Consider the following 21,829-nt stretch of genomic DNA (forward strand, 5'->3'; position numbering starts at 1 on the left):
TCAGGGTGACCAAAAAACCAATACTCTGTCATGCCGAGTATGGTCGAGGCATCTCTACTTACTTACGCGTTTTCTTTCCAATCCCGAATATCCACAAAATGACCTTTAATCGCTGCCGCAGCTGCCATCGCAGGGCTCACCAAGTGTGTACGCCCTCCAGCACCCTGCCTGCCTTCAAAGTTGCGATTTGAAGTTGATGCACAACGCTCACCAGCATCCAAACGGTCTGCATTCATGGCTAAACACATGGAACAACCTGGCGCACGCCATTCAAAACCTGCATCCATAAATATCTTATCCAAACCTTCACTTTCAGCTTGCGCTTTCACCAAACCAGAGCCCGGCACCACCATGGCAAGCTTCACATTGTCCGCCACTTTATAACCCTTGGCAATAGCTGCCGCCGCACGAAAATCTTCGATACGTGCATTGGTGCAAGAGCCGATGAATACTTTATCCACGGCAATATCTTGCATGGGTGTATTTTCTTTTAAACCCATGTATTCAAATGCGCGCGTCCAACCTTCGCGTTGCACTTCATCTTTGGCATCATCCAAAGATGGTGTGCTTGCAGTAATTGGCACTACCATTTCTGGACTGGTTCCCCATGTTACTTGCGGCACGATATTCGCAGCATCCAAGTTTACTTCTTTATCAAACACCGCATTAGCATCAGAATGCAGGTCTCGCCATGCAACTTCTGCTTTATCCCACATCTCACCCGTAGGAGCTGATGGTCTACCTTTGACATAATCAATGGTAATATCATCTACGGCCACCATGCCGCAGCGTGCACCTGCTTCAATAGTCATATTGCACAAGCTCATGCGCCCTTCCATGGATAATTGGCGAATCGCATCCCCTGCAAATTCAATGGCATAACCTGTGCCACCTGCTGTGCCGATTTCACCAATGATATACAAGGCAACATCTTTGCCTGTAATGCCTTCAGGCAAATCGCCATCCACATTGATACGCATCACTTTGGGTTTTTTTTGAATCAAGGTTTGTGTGGCTAAAACATGCTCCACTTCGGATGTACCTATACCCATGGCAATAGCTGCCAATGCGCCATGTGTTGAAGTATGTGAATCGCCGCATACCACCGTCATGCCGGGCAACACCAAGCCTTGCTCAGGGCCAACCACATGCACAATGCCTTGTCGAATATCACCCATCTTAAATTCTGTAATACCAAATTCTTCGCAATTGCTATCCAAAGCTTCAACTTGGGTACGGGCAACAGGGTCGGTAATACCATGCTCCAAACCTGTAGTCGGCACATTGTGGTCAGGTGTTGCCACCGATGCACTGGTGCGCCAAGGTTTGCGGCCTGCAATTCTCAAACCTTCAAAAGCTTGCGGGCTGGTCACTTCATGCACCAATTGCCTGTCGATATACAATAATACCGAACCATCATCGTTTTCACTCACGACATGCTGTTGCCAAACTTTTTCAAATAATGTTTTTGCCATGTTATTCACCTCAACCCAATTTCTGAGTTGGGCAAGCTTAGCAATACTTGCCTTTAAAGAAAAATGAAATAATCTAGGCTCATGGTTGAGAAAAACTCATGAATAAACCCATGCCATCACTCAATGCTTTAAGAGCATTTGTTGCAGTGGGGAAACACGGTACACTTAAAGGTGCAGCTGCTGAACTCTTTGTCACAGCCTCTGCATTGAGCCATCAAATAAAAAATATGGAAGACATATTAGAAGTTCGGTTATTTCAACGCAGCAAGGCTGGGTTATCTTTAACAGATGCAGGGCATTTAATTTACAAAGATCTTGAACAGTCTTTTAGTTTAATTCAACAAACCTTGCAGAAGTTAGATACAAGTTCTGGAAGTCATATCTTAAACATCAGCATGTTATCCACCTTTGCCATGCGCTGGTTTATTCCACGTTTATCCAGCTTTCAAAAGCAATACCCTGACATTGAAGTACGCATTTCTACCTCGGTACACGAAGTTGCGTTTGAAAAAGAAGGCATTGATTGCGCCATTCGTTCGGGGCATGGTAATTGGAAAGGCTTACATGCTGAATATTTATTTACCGAAACTTTTACCCCAGTCTGCAATCCCAAGCTGGCTAAAGCACTGAAAACACCACAAGATTTAGCCAATCATACTTTATTGCATGCAAGGCTTAGACCCGATGACTGGCAAATGTGGCTAAAAGCTTTGAACTTAAATATCCAATCAGAACATGAACAAACCTTTGAAACACGAAATTTTGCTATTCAAGCGGCTGTTGACGGCTTGGGTATCGCAATTGTTGACCCATCTTTGGTGGCTGAAGATATTAAAGCAGGGCGTTTGACCACCCCCTTCTCACAAACCTTAGCCGATAAAAGCGCTTATTATTTGGTCTACCCACAAAAGAAAAACTCAAACTCACATATCCAGCATTTGCAGGCTTGGCTCGTCAAACAAAGCCATAACGCTTGATTTACTTTTCTTCAAGTGCCTGCTGTATCATATAGTCAACGGCCGCTTTTAATCGCCCATTCGAACACTCATCACAACCACCCTTGGCTGGCATATCACCATTTCCCCGAATCGTTACCTCATGTAATTTCTTCCGTCCTTGATCCAACAACACCAACCATATGTGCTTTTCCAAACGCGGTGCACCCATCAGTCCATCATCATGACACATTGCACAGCTCGATTCATATAATTTTTTACCATCTTGCAATGTGAAATCTTTACCCATATCCACTTCAACGCTAGGTACCTTGCTTTGTATTGTTTTAAGATAAGTCGCTATTGCAAGCAGGTCTGTATCTGTAAGGAAACGTAAACTATTGTGTTCCACACCACGCATAGGCCCTGAAAGTTCACCATGGGTTGGCATTTCATTCTTTTTGAATATATCAACCACTTGATACTTACTTAGATTTTTAAGCCCTTGGGCTGCAATATTTGGCGCATAATAACCCTCAACAAACGTACCTGCTAAATAGTAATCTTTTTTAGGCACACCAAAATAATTCAACTGCGTATGGCACAAGGCACAATGCCCAGGACCTTCAACAATAAACTTACCCCGATTCCAAGCTTTTGAGTGCGTTGCATCTGGTTCAAAACCATCGTCTTCAAACGTGAAATACAACAAACGCCAACCCAACTGCAAAAACCTATAATTAAATGGCCAGTCCATTTCTTGTGCATGATTTTCTTGATGCACAGCTGGCACAACGTCCAAATAGGCTTTAATATCTAACACATCTTGTTCGCTCATTTTATGAAAATAATTATAGGGGAATACGGGGTAATAATATGAACCATCGGGCGCAATGCCTTCTCTCACAGCTTGCACAAATTGTTTATCTGACCACTTACCAATACCTGTTTCTTTATCTGGCGTAATATTCGGCGCATACAAATCACCAAATGGCGTTGCGATTTTTAAGCCACCAGCAAAAGGTTTACCATCATTTGCTTCATCGGTATGACATGTAAAACAATCGCCCATTTTTAACAAATATTCACCATGCTGAATTTGTTTTAAGCTGTGTTTGGCTTGTTCCATATTCAGCTTTGGGTATGCCGAATCAGTGGATGCGATGCTTCGCACAACTTGCTCAGAAGCAGCCCATGACATGTTTGGTAAAAGTAGCAGCACCATCACCCTTAAATAAAATCGCCATGAATGAAGTCGCATACTACTCTCCTTTAGTATCACCATCTTGAATATGTTCGGGTTCATTTTCACCCCTATCCCACGTTTATACATTGTAAATACTTCAATAGCATTGTTTTTTCCAAATACCTTTTAATATAAGCAAAGCCGTTTACAAATTGAATCCACAAAGCAGTTTCAACCCCTACCAATGATTTAGCTGCAAAAAAATACCCCCAAGTTGACTTGGAGGTATAAAAACATAGGGTTAAAGTATCTTAGCTTGTTTGGTCAGTTACTTCTGTTACAAACAATACCGCAAAAAGAGCCGTTGCCACAATCGCTGGTCCATCACGGTATAAAACTTTACCCAACTTCTTAGTTACTGTACGCATAATCATCTCCTTTCACGTCAAGATAGGGCAAGTATAACCATACAACATGACAATAATGTGATAGAAATCATAAAATTTAAATTAAATTATCTTAATATTTTTAATAACTTACAATAGTCATATGCAACATCATCAATGCCCATACAATAACCCAATCTAATCTAAGTTGGTCTTCGTATGCATACATATCAAAAATACTCGCTGTTTCATTTCCTAACCAAGCTGTTTAAAGTTGTCATATGTTATCCGATAAACCCACCACTGCCTTGTTAGAAGTCGGGTTCCGCCCTTTTTTCTTGGGCGCAGGTTTTTTTGCCATGCTCACTATGGCTTTATGGTCAGCCATTTATATTTTCCAAATGGATATTACACTGGATGCTATTTCTCAATATGAATGGCATGCCCATGAAATGTTATTTGGGTATGCCATGGCGGTCATTGCAGGTTTTTTACTCACTTCCGTACGCACTTGGACACGCACTGTTACTGCAGAAGGCAAGTCTCTGCTACTGTTGTTTAGCTTTTGGTTGATTGCAAGGTTTTGCTTTTTGTTTGGTACACAATGGATTGAAATCGCAGCCATTTTTGATTCATTATTCACCCTATGGCTCACCTACATCTTATTTCATCGTATTATCAAAACCAAACAATGGCATCAAATCGGCATTATCGCCAAAGTGCTACTGATTACACTGTGCAATATCATGTTTTACGCGGGTGCATTGGGTTATATGGAAAATGGTGTGGTTTGGGGTATTTTTTCAGCCATGTATATCATCCTTGCCCTGATTCTGACCATGGGTCGGCGTGTCATTCCCTTCTTTATTGAACGCGCCACTAACGATGCCGTCAAATTATTCAACACCCGCTGGGTGGATATCCCTAACCTGTTTGTTTTTCTCGCTTTTGCTATCAATGAAGTGTTTATTGAACATGAAGCAGCATCGGCTTATCTCTCCCTTATCTTATTCACACTCAATGCCTACCGCCTAATTCGCTGGCATCAGCCTATCATTTGGCAGCAAGGTTTATTGTGGAGTATTTATCTGTCTTCTTGGATGATTACATTGGGTTTTGCACTTTTTGCACTCACCTACTTTGCCAACTTAGATATTCCTAAGCTACTGGCAATTCACGCCTTTACAGTTGGTGGCATTGGTATGCTAACCATTGGCATGATGTCTCGCGTTTCTTTGGCGCACACAGGGCGTAATGTGTATGAACCTCCTAAAGCTTTAATCTATGCCTTTGCCGCTATTTTATGCAGCGCCATTATCCGTGTTGTATTGCCTCTATTCAATATTTGGAATTATGAAACCTTGATAGGGCTCTCCCAAATATTTTGGGTAGCTGCGTTTGCTATTTTCACCATCACCTATGCCCCTATTCTGCTCAAACCCAAACAATGACACTCTTTAAATAGCACGACGTTTCTTGCGCATCAAAAGCCCAGAAATACTTAGAAACAATAATGAAAAAGCTGTGAAGTCAGGAATAAGCCAGTGTGGCAGACCAAAAAGGCGACCTCCGTGCAAATCTTGCATCAAACGTAAATAACGAATATCACTGACTCGACGTGGTAAGATTGCCATATGCTCAGGTGGCGTTGGCACGCGCATAGAGACTTTCCCATGCTGTTTTTTGCTTTCTTTTTCAAAAGAAATCAAACCTTCATCTGCTTGATAAGTCGCGGAGGCTGTAGTGACCACAAGCTTATTACCCTCAGCCCCAATAGCTGTGATCACACCATCCAATTCAGGGCTTATCTGTTCCACCAGTTCGAATGTATTCGAATACAAGTACAATCGATTTTCATTGGCTAAAACCCAAAAGGGTTGAAGGTAAACAGCCCCTTTCAATTGCCCTTCTGACACTGCAAGCATCTGGGTATTTATATACCATTGATGTGCCAGTTGCGTAGCATACGCATTGGGTTTATTCACCACTTGATAAGTGGTGGGTACTGCTGGTTGCACATCATACAAATCCAACAACCAACTTTGCTCAATGCTCTTTTGATGCCAATTAAAATCTTCTGCATGTTGCAATAAAAAACCTGTGATTGCCGTAAACATAATAATGAATACTGAAACAATAGCGATGCTTCTATGTACGCGCACCATTGTGCTTCTACTCCAACCGGTGAATCTCATGGCTGCACCAAGCTATCCAACAACAAAGCCATAGTTGTCATCTTTTTTACCGCACGCACTGAAAGTGTTGCCCCAGTAATGCCATCAATAGTATGGCTTAAACTTTTATCATCTTTTAAAAATACATCTTTAAACTGCTGGGTAAAAAAATCATGTTTAATTTCCCAGCCACGCGATTCTCTAAATGCTAACACTTTTACAATCTTTATTTTTTTGTTTATCACGGTTACACCCAACGTAATATTTTTTTCTTTGCCGATTTCATTCAGTACCCACACAGTCTTGTGAACACCTTGATTATCTTGCCAATAACGGATACGTAAACCCGTATACTCGTGTTGCAATATCGCTGCGAGCTTGGCTTTTAGTGTTTTGTCCAACCAAATCACTTTCGCCTTGGGAGGATGACCTGAAAACTGTGTTTTCACAAAAGACATGGGATCCAAATATATGTTATCGGCATGAGCAGGGCTAAATGCACCAGCTAAGCTCCATGCCGACAACATAAATACAAAAAAGGTACGCATTAAAACTGATAACCCAGGCCCATGTTAAAACCATCTTGGTTGCCAGCTAACGTATTCTGCTGCTGCACATCAAATTTAAATACGACATCTTCATGCGGCCAATAGTTGGCACCAACATCATATTGGACTTTATCCCCAGCACCTGTGTCATCCCATATATTTTGCCTAACAAATACACCCCAAGAAGAAGATGGTCTATAACTGGCCTCCAATACAGAACCTTGTGTATCCACACCGTTTTCAATGCGCCAATTGGAAAATAAAGCTGTAAGCTTGATGTCAGCCAACTGATAAATAACATGCCCTTCAACCAAGGTTGCAGCACCCAAACCACCTGTCTGCTGATCCATATCTTCTTGCTGATTGATGCTTGCACTTACTGTTAACCCTGCCAAACCTGTATATTGCAAACGCCCCGTATATGCTACTGTATCAGCCACAGCATTGGCTACACCTTGCCGACCTGCTCGCACTGATGTTGTTGTATTAAGCCCAGAATGTACAGCCACATCCCACGACAATCCATGAAGCGAATTCGCTGAATACATCACCCCACCTTCTCGCCAAGTGGTTGGAATAATATATTTCTCAATGGGATTGCGCTCTGTACCATAAAAGGTTGACGGCTCATGGGTTTCATTAACAATACCTACAGGCATCAAAAACATACCTACTTTAATCGACCCAAAGTTTTGATCCAGCTGTAAAAAAGCTTGCTCCAGCTCTATCGCACCAACTTGACCTGAACCCGCAATCGCATGCTCTAATTCCAGTTCAGAATAAAACTTTATCCGGTCTGAAAACGTATGCTCGACAAATAAAACAAACCTATGAAAATCCAGTTCATTACTGCCGTTTTGTCGGTTGTTGTAATGCATCTCACCGTATCCACCAAGTGAAGTCTTCGATGGTGCAACACTTTGCGATTCCACATAATCGGCCAAAGCATTCAACTGCGATTCAAGTTCCGCAATTTTACTTTCATTCGCCATCGCTATCGATGCTCCTATGGGCAGTGTCATAAATAACAATGCTGTTTTTATCATTTTTTCCATTTTATTTTCTCCTTATATTTTAACAAGGCGGAACGATAGTGATAATGATTATCATTTGCAATAGTTTTTTTATTTTTGCTCAAAGACTCCCCCTTGAATCCTCAAAAAGCTGACCATATATTTTAAACAAGAAGGTCGCATAATAGTTTTTACATTGAAAAGAAGGAGGTACTAAAATGACACTTATGCGTAAAACACCTTGGCAAGACTTAGAAGTATTACAACATCGTTTGGGTGATATATTCGGTGATGTCACACCTTCAACCACACAAAACACTGAGCAATGGATACCTGCGGTTGATATTCGTGAAACTGATGATGCACTCAACATGCATGTAGAACTTCCTGGCATCGATAAAAAAGATATTACGATTGAAGTAAAAGATGGTGTATTGAGTATATCTGGTGAACGGCGTTACGAAAAAGACGTGAAAGAAGAAAACGCGCACCGCATTGAACGTGCTTACGGTCGCTTTACACGCAGCTTTAGCTTACCCCGTAATGTCAATGCTGATGCCGTGGAAGCCAGCATGCAAGATGGCGTATTACATGTTCGCTTACCAAAATTAGAAAGCGCAAAACCAAAAGCCATTGCCATCAAATAACTGCTACGGAAGCATTGTATAAACTTCCGCTTATAGCCCCGTTCGTACGGGGCTTTTTTATGGGAAGCGCTTATTTATTCAGTGCTTCCGTGCAGCCCATGAACGGGCTGCCAAATCAATAGCCTAAGCGTTTGATTTGTAAGATAAAGGAAAACCGCGCTTTTCCTTTCTCGCCCTGATTTTTGGCTGGATGCCAATAAATCAGCATCTCATTATGATTTCACCAAGGTTTCGAAGGTAAACCTGAAGCCACCCAAGCCTCTTGCCACCATGCATAATAGAGCTCAAAATCACCACGCTCTGCCAAAGATGTGGCTGAAAACACCGTGCCTGACCATAACCAAGCTGTAATCAAAGCAAAAAATACAGTCACAGGCCCCATATCGCGCCTTGCTGCCCAAAATGTAAGAATAAGAAGTGGCCATACCAACATCGCTGCCACACCCGCATCACGCCACCGTCCAAGCCAAACATGACCAGCCCCAGGTATAATGGCTGCCAATAAACCAGGCATGATAGAATCTTCAACTGCAGGTATAGGATGCTGCTGCAACCAGTCTTGCATCAATATATCATACTGGTTACGACTGTTGGGGATTAAAGTATTGTACGTGCTATTGACCTTTGCATCACGTCTTAATTTTAAAAGGCGCTTGGCAATATCAAAACGCTGCGTCCACACCGTAGACTGCTCTGATTGCAATATCGCACCCTCCAATAGCGCAATGGCTTGCCTATCCTGACCTTTTTGTGCCAGCTGCATGCTTTGTTGCCATACCTGCTCAGGTGCAGCCTGAACCAATATAGGCATGCATAAAAACAATAAACCAACAATATATTTAATCATCTTATACCTCTTAGCTAAGCACTGATGATGTATTCAGTGCTTCTGTGCAGCCCATGAACGGGCTACCAAATCAATAGCCTAAGCGATTGATTTGTAAGAGAAAGGAAAACCACGCTTTTCCTTTCTCGTCCTGATGTTGACAGGATGCCAATAAATCAGCATTTCCTTAGTGAACAAGTTGATTCATTTCTACAATCGGCAATAGGATTGCCATGGCCAATGTACCCACGCCAACTGCCATACCCATGACCAACATAGGCTCCATAATCGTAAGTAAACGTTTGATATTGCGCGACGATTCTTTATCGTAATTGTCTGCAACCCGAATCAACATTCTGTCCAGCGTACCTGATTGTTCACCCACAGCAATCATGCGCAACGCAAGCAAAGGCACAAAACCACCCGTTTTCAAACCATCGGCCAAAGATGAACCCTCGCGCAGCATATCCCTTGCCTGACTAACAGCTTCCCGCATGGGTAACAATGTAATCGATTGTTGGGCTATCTTCATTGCAGCTAAGGCAGGCACCCCACCCTCAAGTAACATACCTAAAGTTCGGGTATAACGCGATGTGTTCGTTTTGAGTAACAACGATGATAAAGCAGGTATTTTAAGCAGAAGTTTATCGCGTTTGTAACGCATAACCTCTTTCTTCATTGCCATGATATAAGTAAATACCGAAGCACTAAACAATAAAATTAATACCAAACCATTGTTCCGAATAAACTCCGAAGTGGCAATAACAAACACCGTTAAAGCAGGCAAATCTCCACCTGCTCTTTCAAATACTGTCACAATTTGCGGTACCACCACTGCCAAAAGAAATAACATCACAACAACACCAAAAGCCAAAATAATAACAGGGTATAAAGTGGCAGATAAAAGCTCTTGGCTTAATGCTTGCCTACGTTCTAAAAGCTCTGCCAAACGTGTTGCAACAGCATCCAACTGACCCGTTTCTTCGCCAGCTTCCACCATATTACAAATCACATCATCAAAATTATGTATACGCAATGCATCCGCCAGCGAGCTACCCTCTACCACTTGCTGACGCACCGATGAAACCACCTGCATAGAGCGCGCATTCTCCATGCCCTCGGCAATCGATGATAATGCTTCCACCAACGGCATACCTGAATCAATAAGGGTGGATAGTTGCTGTAAAAAGTTCACTGTTTCAGCAGGTTTTAGTTTGGCTGCTGTTTTACCATTTGCCGTTTGCTTTTGTACTTGCTCAACTGAAACAAGCTTGCGCACCATCAAACCTTGTGTACGTAAAAGTTTACGAGCTGCCCGCTCTGATTCAGCGTCTATTTGACCTTTTTTACGCTTACCTTGCGCATCCAAAGCATCATAAGCAAAGATCGCCACCTTTAATCAACCACCACATCAGCGCGTGTTGCCATCAATACTTCATCAAAAGTGGTAATACCCGCTGCAATATGTCGCGCCCCATCTTGGCGCAATGAAACCGCCCCTTCTTTGGCAGCAATTCGGCGTAAAGCAGGTAGACCTTTACCATCATGGATTGCATTGCGAAGACTTTGCGTGATAGGAATCAATTCATAAATAGCCACACGCCCCACATAACCCGTATCTAAACACTGTTCACAGCCTTTGGCATCATAAACCACCGTGGTATCAACCATATCACTGGGCTGAATATCCAAGGCTTTCCACTCATCATCGGCAATGTCTCTAGGTGTTTTACAATGCTCACACAACCTACGCACCAAACGCTGCGCTTGCGCCATCACCAATGAAGAAGCAACCAGATACGACTCCAAACCCATATCTTGCAAACGGACAACAGCCGAAAGCGCATCATTGGTATGCAAAGTCGCAAACACCATATGCCCAGTTAAAGACGCTTGAATGGCAATTTCTGCTGTTTCCAAATCTCGAATCTCACCAATCATCACAATATCAGGGTCTTGACGTAAAATAGAACGTAAACCTGCTGAAAAAGTTACCCCGATTTTGGGTTGCACCTGCATTTGACCCACGCCTTCCAACTGATATTCAATCGGATCTTCAATGGTCATCACATTGCGATTCTTTCTATCCACTTCCATCAAGGAGGCATAAAGTGTGGTCGATTTACCTGAGCCTGTTGGTCCTGTAACCAAAATAATACCGTGCGGTTCTTTAATCACTTTGCTCATCATCGCATGCTGCGTTTTGCTCATGCCTAAATCATTTAAGGTTAATAATGTTTGGCTTCTATCCAACAAACGCATCACCACACGTTCGCCATGTGCTGTGGGTAATACCGATACCCGAACATCCACTTCACGCCCTGCAACTTTAACACGAAACCTACCATCTTGAGGATGACGTTTCTCAGCAATATCCAAACCAGCCATCACTTTAATGCGACTCACCATCGCCGATTGCACCCGCTTCGGTGGAGATACAATGCTATGCAATACCCCATCAATACGAAAACGCACCAAAACCTGCGCTTCAAAAGGTTCGATATGAATATCCGATGCTCTATCCTTAAGCGCTTGGGATAACAATGTATTCACCAAACGAATCACAGGCGCATCATCTTCAGATTCTAAAAGGTCACCAATTTCTTCAATCTCTTTGGCAAGCCCCACCTCTTCATCTTCAAGGTTTTCAAGCATTTGTTCCGCGGAAGCACTTGCCATATCAAACGCCTGGTTAAGTGCCACAAGAATCACATCTTTAGGCACCAATACGGGCTGTACTTCTTCAGAAAACTCACGTCTGCAATCATCCAACAATGCCCAAGGCCAAGATGCTGTATGCACAGACTCTTCCGCAACTGCCACAGGATTACGCATCTCAGATGTTGGTTTAAGAGGAAGAACCATGGCTGCTCGCAGCACAGGCAATGAAAAATGCATCAAACGCGTTTCATCCACCTGATCACTGCTGATTCTATTCAAATGTTGCATCGTTTACTCTTGAGTTTCTTTTTTTCGACCCGAAGTATGTGCGGGTAAACCTTCTTCCAAATGCAAACCTGGTATGGGTTTCAAATAATCTGGCATTTGATTCGGTTCAAGCGGAAAGAGAATAGAACCACCTTGAAGCGGTTTTTCATATAAATCTTTAATATCATTGTACTTGCCATTGGTGATTGCCTGAATATCACTGGCATCTTTAATAATATGCGGACGCAAGAAAATCATCAAATTGGTTTTTTTACGACTATTTTCAGTAAACTTAAATGCTTCACCCAATACAGGCATAGAACCCAAACATGGTACTTTTTGAATCGACACATTCACATCATCACGCATCAACCCACCCAATACAATCATGCCACCATCATTGGCCAACACCACAGTTTTCACAGAGCGTTTATTGGTAATTAAATCAGCACCTTGCACACCAGGGTTCAAATCAATGCTGGAAATTTCTTGAAACAATTCCAAGCGCACCGTATCTCCCGCTGATATCTGAGGTTTTACACGTAAGGTTAAACCAATATCCTTACGTTCAATGGTTTGAAATGGGTTGGCTGTGCCGCCTTGGGTTGAGTTTTGACCTGTTAAAAAAGGAACATTCTGACCCACAATAATTTCAGCCTCTTCATTATCCATGGTCAGAAGATTCGGCGTAGATAATACATTGGTATCAGACTTGGTTGAAAGCGCACGAGCTAAGGCACCCAAGTTTAAAAAATTCACACCACCAAAACTCACCGTTCCTTTTGTCACCCCAACTGCCAAACCTGAACCCGTTGAAAATGGGTTGGCTGCAACCGAATTAATATTGGTGCCTGCCGCATTGGAAAACGTGGTGCCACCAAATGTAGATGTACCCGTGCCTGTAAAGTCACTCGCACTACGCCATTCTACACCAAATTGTTCACCCACATTTGCAGAAACCTCAACAATCAAAGCTTCAACCAACACCTGTAAACGATGAATATCCAATTTATCAATAATACCATTCATCGCATTCATATCGCTGGGGTCGGCTGTAATCAAAAGTGCATTGGTGGCTGGATCTGCCACAATCTTCACATCACCTGTAAACAAAACCTTTTGTGTAGGTACAGCTTTTGCACTGGCTGCACCGCCACCGACAAGTTCAGTTAAAACTTTGGCGACATCTACAGCGTTAGCATGTTGCAAATAACGTACTTGTAAACGCCCTGAATCAGGCTTGGGTTTAATGTCCAACTTACGAATCACTTCCGCCACTTCATTAATCATTTGCGGTGCTGCAACGACAATCAAGATATTTCCAGGCTGATGCGATAATGCTTTAATTGAATTAGGGCTATTCGGCCCTGCTTTGGCATACAAACCCGACAATGTTTTGGCTAATTTATCCGCTGACGCATGTTTTAGAGGGAAAATTTGTACCCCAACCGCATCTTGCCTGTCCACCAACTTCAAAATATTCTGAATGCGACGAATATTACTCGCAGAATCCGTTAGCAATAACATATTTCCCCGTGGGTAAGCCACCAAATGACTGTTGGGAGAAATTAAAGGACGAAGCAAGGCGACCAACTGCTGTGCATCGGCATATTTAAGTCGCAACACTTGGGTCATCACTTCATCATTGCGTGGTGCTCTGCCTGACTCACGGACTTTCACAGCCTTTTGTTTGCTTTCTGCGCGTGGCACAATTTTAATCACCGAGCCACTGTCCACCGCTGCAAAACCATTTACTTCTAAAACCGATAAAAACACATCATAAGCTTCATCTTCTGAAATCGGCGTGGGTGATACAATGGTCACATTACCTTTAACCCGATTATCAATGAGAAAATTCTTATTTGAAAAACCTGATACAAATTCAATAAATGCTCGGATATCAGCATTTTTAAAGTTCATGGTTACGCCTTCGGCATGGGCAAAGGTTACCCCCATCACCAAACTCATCACCAAAACAATCCACTTCATTTTTTGCAAAATTTGCATCTTCAACCTCTTACTGGATGGTATAGCTTAATTGTTGCAAGCTACCATTTCGCTCTATTTCAACGTCAATAAATGTTGCATTCTGTAACTCACGATACATTCGCATCGCTTGTTCTGCACCCGTGACCGATTCACCATTCACTTTTTTAATAATATCACCATTCAGCAAACCAATTTCTTCATACAGCGAACCTTTTACAATCTCACTAATCATAAAACCATCGGGTTTTTTATTGGTAAAATGGGGTGAGACACGCGCTTGGCTTAATAGTGTCGAAAAATTACGCATTTGTTTTTGTAACTTTTGTTTACTGAGTCGGCGGTTGGTTAGGGGAAGTTTAGGGCCTGCCAATCGCGGTGCAGCTTGCACTGGGGCATTAGGAATATTCACCAAGGGTTTTCCCGCTTCAAGAGTAATGCGTTCCATCTTACCTCGGTTATCAACAACAATAGCTGCTGCCTCAACTTGTGTGAGTCGCACACCAGGTTGCACTTCTTCATTCAAAAAGAATACCTGCTGCTTTTTACCGCCAACTATGCTCACCATGGCTGCAGACTTTTTGCCTGCGACAACCGTACCCACCAATTTGATATTGAGTTTACTGACAACCACTGTCACAGGTTTATCTACAGGTTTATCTTTGATGTCAGCCTGACCAAACAGGGAAACATCCTGAAAAAGAACATCCATTGCCGATGTTTCATGGGGTTGTTCTTGCAATATGGGCGATTGATGATTCATAGGTTGCGGATGACTCACCCATAAACCTGAAACAAACCAAGCCATAAGTATAACCAGTACATATTCAGTCCAACGTGGTAACCATGACATTACCATGCGTACATCAGCCCCATGGATACCATTTGCCAACGGTTGTATGGCCAAAAGCCATTATTCACGGTGTTTTCTCCACCAATGTCTTGGTATTCATAACGCAACGTGATGTTTAATCCTGAAACACCAACTTCTGATTTGGGTAATGTCCAACGAAAGTGAATACCTGTTCGATAACCATTTTTCTTGCTGAATGGCGCTGTAAACAATGGATTGGTGACATTCATATCCAAGGCTAAAGCTGCATCAATACGCGTCTCAAATTGACCCACATTACCCCCGACTGAGGTGAGGGATAAACCAGCCCATTGGCTTTTAACCACTTCATCAATCGGCGCCCCCGCAACGACCGTAGCAACCCCGTTTACCACAAAATTATCACGTGTTTGTTTTTGCTCACGTTGCGCCAACCAAATGCCAAACCTAGCGCCCAACATTCGATATTGCATATCCAAGCGCACATCTTGTTGCCGCATACTTAAATCATTCACCTGCCCATTGTTCCAAGTTTCCGCAGCAGGAGAACCACTACCCATCAGTGCCGCACTCACAGCAAAAAACCAATCTTGATTACGCTCTGAGCTTAGCCGAAGTTTAAACAATGCACCACTTCCATCCGCTTTACTGGGCAGCTGATTAAATGTGGTCACTTCCTTTCCTTCTTCTTGATAGCGCCATAGGACACGTTCTACTTGTGCATCAAATTCTATAGCTTGCGCAACCGACAACGGCAATAAATAAGCCAATAATAAATATATGATTTTGTGTACCCATGACATAAGGCGTATTCAAGCACCCTTCACATCATTTTACCACATTTTACAGTTAAATAGACTCAGAATAAGTCATAAATTCATATCTTGCATCCAGAACATCTAAACTCACGCCTTTATTTTGAATACCCTAAAACCACAAGCTGCTTCATCCAAACTTACTCGAACTTAGCTAAACTTGAATCGTCAATCCTTCCTTTGCCAGTTGTACACCAAAATCCATATCCAGCGAACACCGCGCCACGGCTTCTTCAAATACTTTTTCTAACATATCATCCGACCGCATAGGCTCGTGGTGTGTGCAATACAATTGTTTGGCACCAACACGTTTAGCCATAGCTATACATGTGTCATATGTACCATGACCCCACCCTTGTTTTTGTCCATATTCATCCGTTGTATATGAAGCATCTGCAATCAACACATCAACATTTTGCATGATTGTATCCATGTCCTGTGTTTTTTGTTGAATCAAATCTTCATAAACGTCCCAATCTTCTTCGCCTGGTTTGCACAAATTGTAGGGTGGCTCATGGTCCCCTGTAAAAAACATCGACTTACCTTGATATTCAACCCTGTAACCCAAGTTTGTCACTGGGTGGTTCATCAGTACACAGGTAATCGTGACATCACCCACTTGCACCACCTCACCAGGAAACAAAGACTGGTAATGCATATTGGCATTCAACTCTGCTTCACGAATGGGGAAATAACTGTATTGCAACTGCACATCGTATAAATGTTCAACCCCTTGCTGAGTTACAGGGTCAGAAGCCCCATACAAATGAATATCATTACCGGGGATGAAGATAGGCACAAAAAATGGCAACCCTTGAATATGGTCCCAATGTGAATGGGTAATAAAAATATGTATATGCCTTGGTAACTCAGGAAACAGCGTTTGAGAAAGCGGAAATATACCCGTGCCACCATCCAAAATAATCAACTCATCACCCGCACGAATTTCAATACATGTTGTATTACCACCATAACGAACTGTATTTGGACCTGGAGATGGTATAGAGCCACGTACACCCCAAAATTTTATCTGCATACCCCATCCCTTTTGTATACTAGCTTACAAACTGGCAAAAGATTCTGCCTCATCAATCATAGGCTGCAAATCACCCAGTTTATCCAACAGACTTTCGATATCACAATCAAAACGTTGTATCATGGATGTTGAAAATGGTTCAACCTGCGTATTACCTGCATGACCAATGTGTTTTGACTTGCATATTTGATTGGCAGCAAACACACAATCACGCAATACATTCGATGCCATATCTGGCTGATGATGTTCGGCAATGGCTTGCACCAATGCCTCAGGAAATTTCCATTGTTGACCTAAAATAGCACCCGCTTGACTATGGTTAGCACCAAACAAACGCTGTTCTGCTTCAATCAAAGACACACCTTGCTCTTCCACCATTTGTTTGGCTCGTAGAAAGGTTTCAGGCATGGCTTGCACAAAAACAACTTTACCAAAGTCATGCAATAAACCTGCAACAAAAAAATCAGTCACATCAAAACCTTCTCTGTTGACAAATGTTGATAACTTGCGCGCAATCGCGCCTGTCACCAAAGAGTGTAGTAGAAAATCAGACATATCAAAGTCTGCTTTATTATGTGCAGGTAACATACCCACAGTCGCAATACTCAGCGCAAGGTTTTTTACAGTATTAATGCCAATATAAATCACAGCATGTTTCATCGATGTGATTTTTCGCGGTAAGCTATAAAAGGCAGAGTTGACCAACTTTAACATTTTAGCCGTCATCACGGGGTCATGTTCTATGGTTTCCACAATATCTTTGGGCGCGCAGTTCATATCCGAAGTAAGCTCTAACACTTTATGTACACTACGCGGAAATGCAGGCATGGCCTCAACCATGCGTTGTATATTCTCTTGTACATTGTTATCCACTGGGTTCATCATCCTCACCTTTCACGTTTTGCAGCTCACATACACGCCAATCATGATAAGCAAGAACATCGCCACTTCTCAGATGTACAAATGAGTAATCATTTACATCAGGTCTTGCGGATCCACATCAATTTTTCGACGTACACCTGAAGGAATACGTAACTTTTTGATAAGGGGTAATAGCTGCCATGGCAAATGTTTCCTTACTTCATCACGAATAATCAATTCAAAACGAAAACGCCCCGATAAACGTTCCAAAGCACACGGCATAGGACCACTCACCTTCACTTCATCCCAGCTTTGTAATGCTTTGGCAAATTGATGTGCTGCCACAATCGCTTTTTCATGGTAACCCGCAGAAAACACAACCCGCACCCATCGGGCATAGGGTGGGAAATGTGTCAGCTGGCGAAGACTTAATTCTTCGTCTAAAACTTCTTCTGCCCTGCTTTCATCTAACCTATCAAACCACGATGCATCAGGGCTCCATGTTTGCACCACCACTTTACCTGCTTGTGCGCCACGGCCAGTACGCCCAAACACCTGCGTCATTTGTTGCCACCAACGCTCTGATGCACGAAAATCGGGCAAATTCATGCCCAAATCAGCATTGATCACACCAACCAAGGTCACATTAGGAAAGTGGTGCCCTTTGACCAACATTTGCGTACCCAATAAACAATCGATATCACCTGCTTCGAATTGTGTTAATACCCGCGTCAAATCTTTTGCATGGCGAATGACATCACGGTCGAAACGTGCAAGTTTTGCATCAGGAAGTGCTTGTTGCAACACATCTTCTAACCGCTCTGTACCTGAGCCAAGTGGTAAATAAGCCTTTTCACCGCACTGCTCACACGTTTGTTTGACTCGCTCTTTGTAGTCACAAGTATGACAGCGCAATACCCCTTCTTTGCGATGTAAGGTTAAACGTAAACTACACAAACAACATTGTGGCACATAACCACAGGCCGTACATTGTAAGGCTGGCGCATAGCCTCTTCGATTGAGATACAACATCGCTTGTTCGCCACGCGCAAAGGTTTCCTCAAGGCGCTGTATAAGCAGTGGTGATAATACCGATGTTGAGCCACGCATATCAATAATTTCAGGCTGAATTTGTGTATGCTGGTGCACACGCTCAGTCAAACGAAAACATGACATCTTGCCTTCTTTCACTTGTCGCCAGCTTTCCAAACTGGGTGTTGCCGAACCTAACACCATTGGAATTTTCAAGGCTTGTGCCAATAATAATGCCATGTCTCTTGCCGAATACATCACACCATCTTGCTGTTTAAATGAGGTGTCATGTTCCTCATCAATCACAATCATACCAAGATGCTGCAAGGGTAAGAATAAAGCCGAACGTGTACCCAAAAGAACTTGTGTCTTCTCTAAACCATGGCGCACAGCAATTTTCTCACGCGAAGTTAATCCTGAATGCCAAATTGAAACATGTTTAAATCGTTCGGACAGACGCTGTTTCCACATTGGTGTCAAACCAATCTCAGGCACCAATATCAACACCTGTTTACCTTGTGCCACTAATTTTTCGGCAGCTTGCAAATAAACTTCAGTTTTCCCTGAGCCTGTTCGTCCAAACAATAACGCGGGGTAAAACTGTTGATGTTCACATAATTCATCCACTGCTTGCTGTTGCGATGCACGTAACTGCAAGCGTGTTTTTACACACGCTGCATCATCCTGCGGTTGTTCCCACACTTCCTCAAGCACGCCTGCTTGCACAGCTTGTAGCACCCGCCACTGCACAGCATGAACTTCACAATGTTTGCTAATCGTCGCCAATGAAATAACCCGTTTACTGGTAAATGCCAACGCCAAATCATGATCAAAATCCAATAGCAACGCGCGATCCAAACATTTAAAACGCCGTTGTTTGTCTAACGCCGCCCATGCCAAGGCTAATTCATACATTTCCCCAGTGGTACGCAAATAATAACTACTCGCCCGCTGCAACCAGTTCCAATAAACATCAGCATATAAACTTTTATCATCTAAACGATCTAAAACTTGTTTTAAATCTGCCGTTGCTTCTTGTTTATTAGCATCCTGTTCAAACACTTGCTCAACAACAGCGACCCGTTTGCTATGCCCAAAAGGCACAACAACCCGAATGCCAACTTGGGGTTCACCTAAAGCATCAGACCAAACATAATCAAAGCTTTGCCATAACGGTGCAAACACAGTGGCGCGAATATAAATGCGAGGATTCTCATGCGCTAGCATGGTTACAGCAAACGTTTGTCAGGGGTAAACTCTGGCACAAGCTGCTGCAATAATTGAATCAAGGCTGGCACATCCCGATTTGCACATGCCTCACGAATAGCAGCGAGTCGTTGCTGTACTTCATCCCAATCTACTTCACGAACATCAGACAGCATAATTTTAGCATGGGTTGTCCCCTGCAGCGATTCAGCCTCATGAAACAACTCTTCAAACAATTTTTCACCCGGGCGTAAACCCGTATAGACAATATCAATATCCTTGTTGGGCACCAAACCTGCCAAACGAATCATTTGCTCTGCCATATCTTTGATTTTTACAGGTTCACCCATATCCAAAACAAAGATTTCACCGCCTGAACCCATAGTTGCCGCTTGTAAAATCAATGAGACTGCCTCAGGAATAGTCATAAAATAACGGGTAATTTCCTTGTGCGTCACAGTCACAGGCCCACCCTTCTCAATTTGTTTTTTAAACAACGGTACAACACTGCCTGCTGAGCCCAACACATTACCAAAACGGGTCGTAATAAAGGCAGTATCGCACCGTTTATTCAAGTTTTGGCAATATATTTCTGCCATACGTTTGGTTGCTCCCATCACATTGGCGGGATTAACTGCTTTATCTGTGGATACTTGGATAAAGTGTTCACAAGCATGCATTGCTGCAAGGTCAGCAAGCATGCAAGTCCCCAACACATTGGTTTTAATGCCCTCTGCTGGATTTGCCTCTACAAGCGGCACATGTTTATACGCTGCAGCGTTAAAAACGATATCAGGTTTAAAGTTCGAAAATATCCATTCCATGCGTTCATGATCACGAATATCACCCAAAACTGTGCTACAAGACTTATAATTAAGCGTCCCCTGTAGCTCATTATCAATTTGATATAAATTAAACTCTGCATGATCCAGCAAAATAAGCTGACCAGGATTAAATGAAAGTAACTGGCGACATAACTCTGAACCAATGGAGCCACCTGCACCCGTGACCATCACTTGTTTACCTTGAATAAAACGCGCAACCACATCATTTTTCAATGCTATCTCATCTCTACCCAATAAATCTTCCAAATGGATATTCCGTAAACTTCCTATATCTGGTTTTTGATGGTCTAATTCTTCTAAAGTAGGAACAGTTCTACACCTAACATGTAAGTCAGCGCATATTTTCACCATATTTTGTAATAATTTAGGTTCGGCAGATGGCATAGCAATCAACACTTCATCAATACTTAATTCTGGAATTAACGTTGCCAAGCTAGCAAAGTCACCCAAGACAGGAACACCACGAATATCGCAGCCTTTTTTCTTTTTTTCATCATCAAGGAAACCAACAGGTATATATTTATCAGAATTTAAAATATCTCGAACCAATAACTCGCCTGCTTTTCCTGCGCCTAATATAAGCACACGTTTTCCAGCTACCGATGATAAACTTAATCGTCTATCTTTTATCCAACGATACAATAACCGCATGCCTGCTAAACCACCCATCAATAAGATAGGATACAGGACAAGCGTTGAACGTGGAACCCCTTCCAGTCTGATCCAAGTGAACAATATAAAATATGTAAACAAAGAACCAAAAAGAACAGACTGCATGATTCGCGTTAAGTCAGGTAATGATGCAAAACGCCAAATGCCTCGGTATAAACCAAAGTACCAGTAGTTGAATGCCTGAACCAATAGTGCAACCCACAACATATGCCATGCAGCTTCGATATGACGTTCTGGAATAGCACCAAAATCAAAGCGGAAAGAAAAAGCTAAATAAATAGCTAATGAAACCCATAACATGTCATGGACAAAAGCAAACCAACGGCTTTTCCAGATATAAAGTAAGTCTTTCATTTACGCACCAACCTTATCCTTCAATTAAAAAGGCGAGCTAGATAGCTCGCCTTTAACATTATGTAACCCTTA

Annotated in this window: 18 protein-coding genes; 3 read left to right on the forward strand and 15 right to left on the reverse strand. The window is 42.6% G+C overall.

All coding sequences use genetic code 11. From position 1 onward, the window contains the following. Positions 1–62 precede the first annotated feature (62 nt). Positions 63–1,475, reverse strand: a complete 1,413-nt coding sequence (gene leuC / locus DM09_RS07320) for a 3-isopropylmalate dehydratase large subunit (RefSeq protein WP_038249319.1) — start codon at positions 1,473–1,475, stop codon at positions 63–65. 98 nt (positions 1,476–1,573) lie between these two features. Between leuC and gcvA the strand changes: the two genes are divergently transcribed. Continuing rightward, positions 1,574–2,452 (forward strand): transcriptional regulator GcvA, encoded by an 879-nt coding sequence (gcvA, locus tag DM09_RS07325; RefSeq protein WP_038249322.1) that lies wholly within the window; start codon positions 1,574–1,576, stop codon positions 2,450–2,452. Between the two features lies 1 nt (position 2,453). Here gcvA and DM09_RS07330 read toward each other — a convergent pair whose 3' ends face one another. Further along, complete coding sequence (locus DM09_RS07330) at positions 2,454–3,671, reverse strand: c-type cytochrome (RefSeq protein WP_038249325.1); 1,218 nt, start codon at positions 3,669–3,671, stop codon at positions 2,454–2,456. Positions 3,672–4,263: 592 nt separating this feature from the next. On the opposite strand from DM09_RS07330, the gene DM09_RS07335 reads away from it, so the two are divergent. Beyond that, a complete protein-coding gene (locus tag DM09_RS07335; RefSeq protein ID WP_038249327.1) occupies positions 4,264–5,433 on the forward strand; it encodes an NnrS family protein in 1,170 nt (389 codons plus the stop codon). A gap of 6 nt (positions 5,434–5,439) precedes the next feature. Here the strand turns inward: DM09_RS07335 and DM09_RS07340 are convergent, their stop codons facing one another. The 3 genes from DM09_RS07340 to DM09_RS07350 are packed head-to-tail and all read right to left on the reverse strand — an operon-like array spanning position 5,440 to position 7,759. Beyond that, on the reverse strand, positions 5,440–6,177 hold the full coding sequence (locus DM09_RS07340; RefSeq protein ID WP_081881149.1) for a PepSY domain-containing protein: 738 nt from the start codon (positions 6,175–6,177) through the stop codon (positions 5,440–5,442). Then, positions 6,174–6,704: an FMN-binding protein gene (locus DM09_RS07345; protein ID WP_038249330.1), complete on the reverse strand. Its 531-nt coding sequence runs from the start codon at positions 6,702–6,704 to the stop codon at positions 6,174–6,176. The genes DM09_RS07340 and DM09_RS07345 overlap by 4 nt, the downstream gene beginning before the upstream one ends. Further along, positions 6,704–7,759 carry a hypothetical protein gene (locus DM09_RS07350; RefSeq protein ID WP_051938290.1) on the reverse strand — a complete coding sequence of 352 codons (1,056 nt, stop codon included), beginning with the start codon at positions 7,757–7,759 and terminating at the stop codon, positions 6,704–6,706. Before DM09_RS07350 ends, DM09_RS07345 begins: the two co-directional genes overlap by 1 nt. A 176-nt stretch (positions 7,760–7,935) precedes the next feature. On the opposite strand from DM09_RS07350, the gene DM09_RS07355 reads away from it, so the two are divergent. Next, positions 7,936–8,364 carry an Hsp20/alpha crystallin family protein gene (locus tag DM09_RS07355; protein ID WP_038249332.1) on the forward strand — a complete coding sequence of 143 codons (429 nt, stop codon included), beginning with the start codon at positions 7,936–7,938 and terminating at the stop codon, positions 8,362–8,364. 220 nt (positions 8,365–8,584) lie between these two features. Here DM09_RS07355 and DM09_RS07360 read toward each other — a convergent pair whose 3' ends face one another. The 10 genes from DM09_RS07360 to DM09_RS07405 all read right to left on the reverse strand — a co-directional run bounded on the left by DM09_RS07360 (position 8,585) and on the right by DM09_RS07405 (position 21,757). Further along, a complete protein-coding gene (locus DM09_RS07360) occupies positions 8,585–9,211 on the reverse strand; it encodes a hypothetical protein (RefSeq protein WP_038249334.1) in 627 nt (208 codons plus the stop codon). Positions 9,212–9,377: 166 nt separating this feature from the next. Further along, on the reverse strand, positions 9,378–10,583 hold the full coding sequence (locus tag DM09_RS07365; RefSeq protein WP_038249336.1) for a type II secretion system F family protein: 1,206 nt from the start codon (positions 10,581–10,583) through the stop codon (positions 9,378–9,380). A gap of 2 nt (positions 10,584–10,585) precedes the next feature. After that, complete coding sequence (gene gspE / locus DM09_RS07370) at positions 10,586–12,139, reverse strand: type II secretion system ATPase GspE (RefSeq protein WP_038249338.1); 1,554 nt, start codon at positions 12,137–12,139, stop codon at positions 10,586–10,588. 3 nt (positions 12,140–12,142) lie between these two features. Continuing rightward, complete coding sequence (gene gspD / locus DM09_RS07375) at positions 12,143–14,125, reverse strand: type II secretion system secretin GspD (RefSeq protein ID WP_051938291.1); 1,983 nt, start codon at positions 14,123–14,125, stop codon at positions 12,143–12,145. Positions 14,126–14,135: 10 nt separating this feature from the next. Next, positions 14,136–14,963 (reverse strand): type II secretion system protein N, encoded by an 828-nt coding sequence (locus tag DM09_RS07380; RefSeq protein ID WP_038249340.1) that lies wholly within the window; start codon positions 14,961–14,963, stop codon positions 14,136–14,138. Further along, a complete protein-coding gene (locus DM09_RS07385) occupies positions 14,957–15,739 on the reverse strand; it encodes a hypothetical protein (RefSeq protein ID WP_038249343.1) in 783 nt (260 codons plus the stop codon). The genes DM09_RS07380 and DM09_RS07385 overlap by 7 nt, the downstream gene beginning before the upstream one ends. 166 nt (positions 15,740–15,905) lie before the next feature. Further along, complete coding sequence (locus tag DM09_RS07390; protein ID WP_038249344.1) at positions 15,906–16,787, reverse strand: MBL fold metallo-hydrolase; 882 nt, start codon at positions 16,785–16,787, stop codon at positions 15,906–15,908. Between the two features lie 24 nt (positions 16,788–16,811). Continuing rightward, positions 16,812–17,669 (reverse strand): HDOD domain-containing protein, encoded by an 858-nt coding sequence (locus tag DM09_RS07395; protein ID WP_232507782.1) that lies wholly within the window; start codon positions 17,667–17,669, stop codon positions 16,812–16,814. 93 nt (positions 17,670–17,762) lie between these two features. Then, a complete protein-coding gene (gene priA / locus DM09_RS07400) occupies positions 17,763–19,907 on the reverse strand; it encodes a replication restart helicase PriA (protein ID WP_051938292.1) in 2,145 nt (714 codons plus the stop codon). A 2-nt stretch (positions 19,908–19,909) separates the two neighbouring features. Then, complete coding sequence (locus DM09_RS07405; protein ID WP_038249350.1) at positions 19,910–21,757, reverse strand: polysaccharide biosynthesis protein; 1,848 nt, start codon at positions 21,755–21,757, stop codon at positions 19,910–19,912. Positions 21,758–21,829: the final 72 nt, after the last annotated feature.

The organism is Ghiorsea bivora, from assembly GCF_000744415.1.
GTDB classification, from domain to species: Bacteria; Pseudomonadota; Zetaproteobacteria; order Mariprofundales; family Mariprofundaceae; genus Ghiorsea; species Ghiorsea bivora.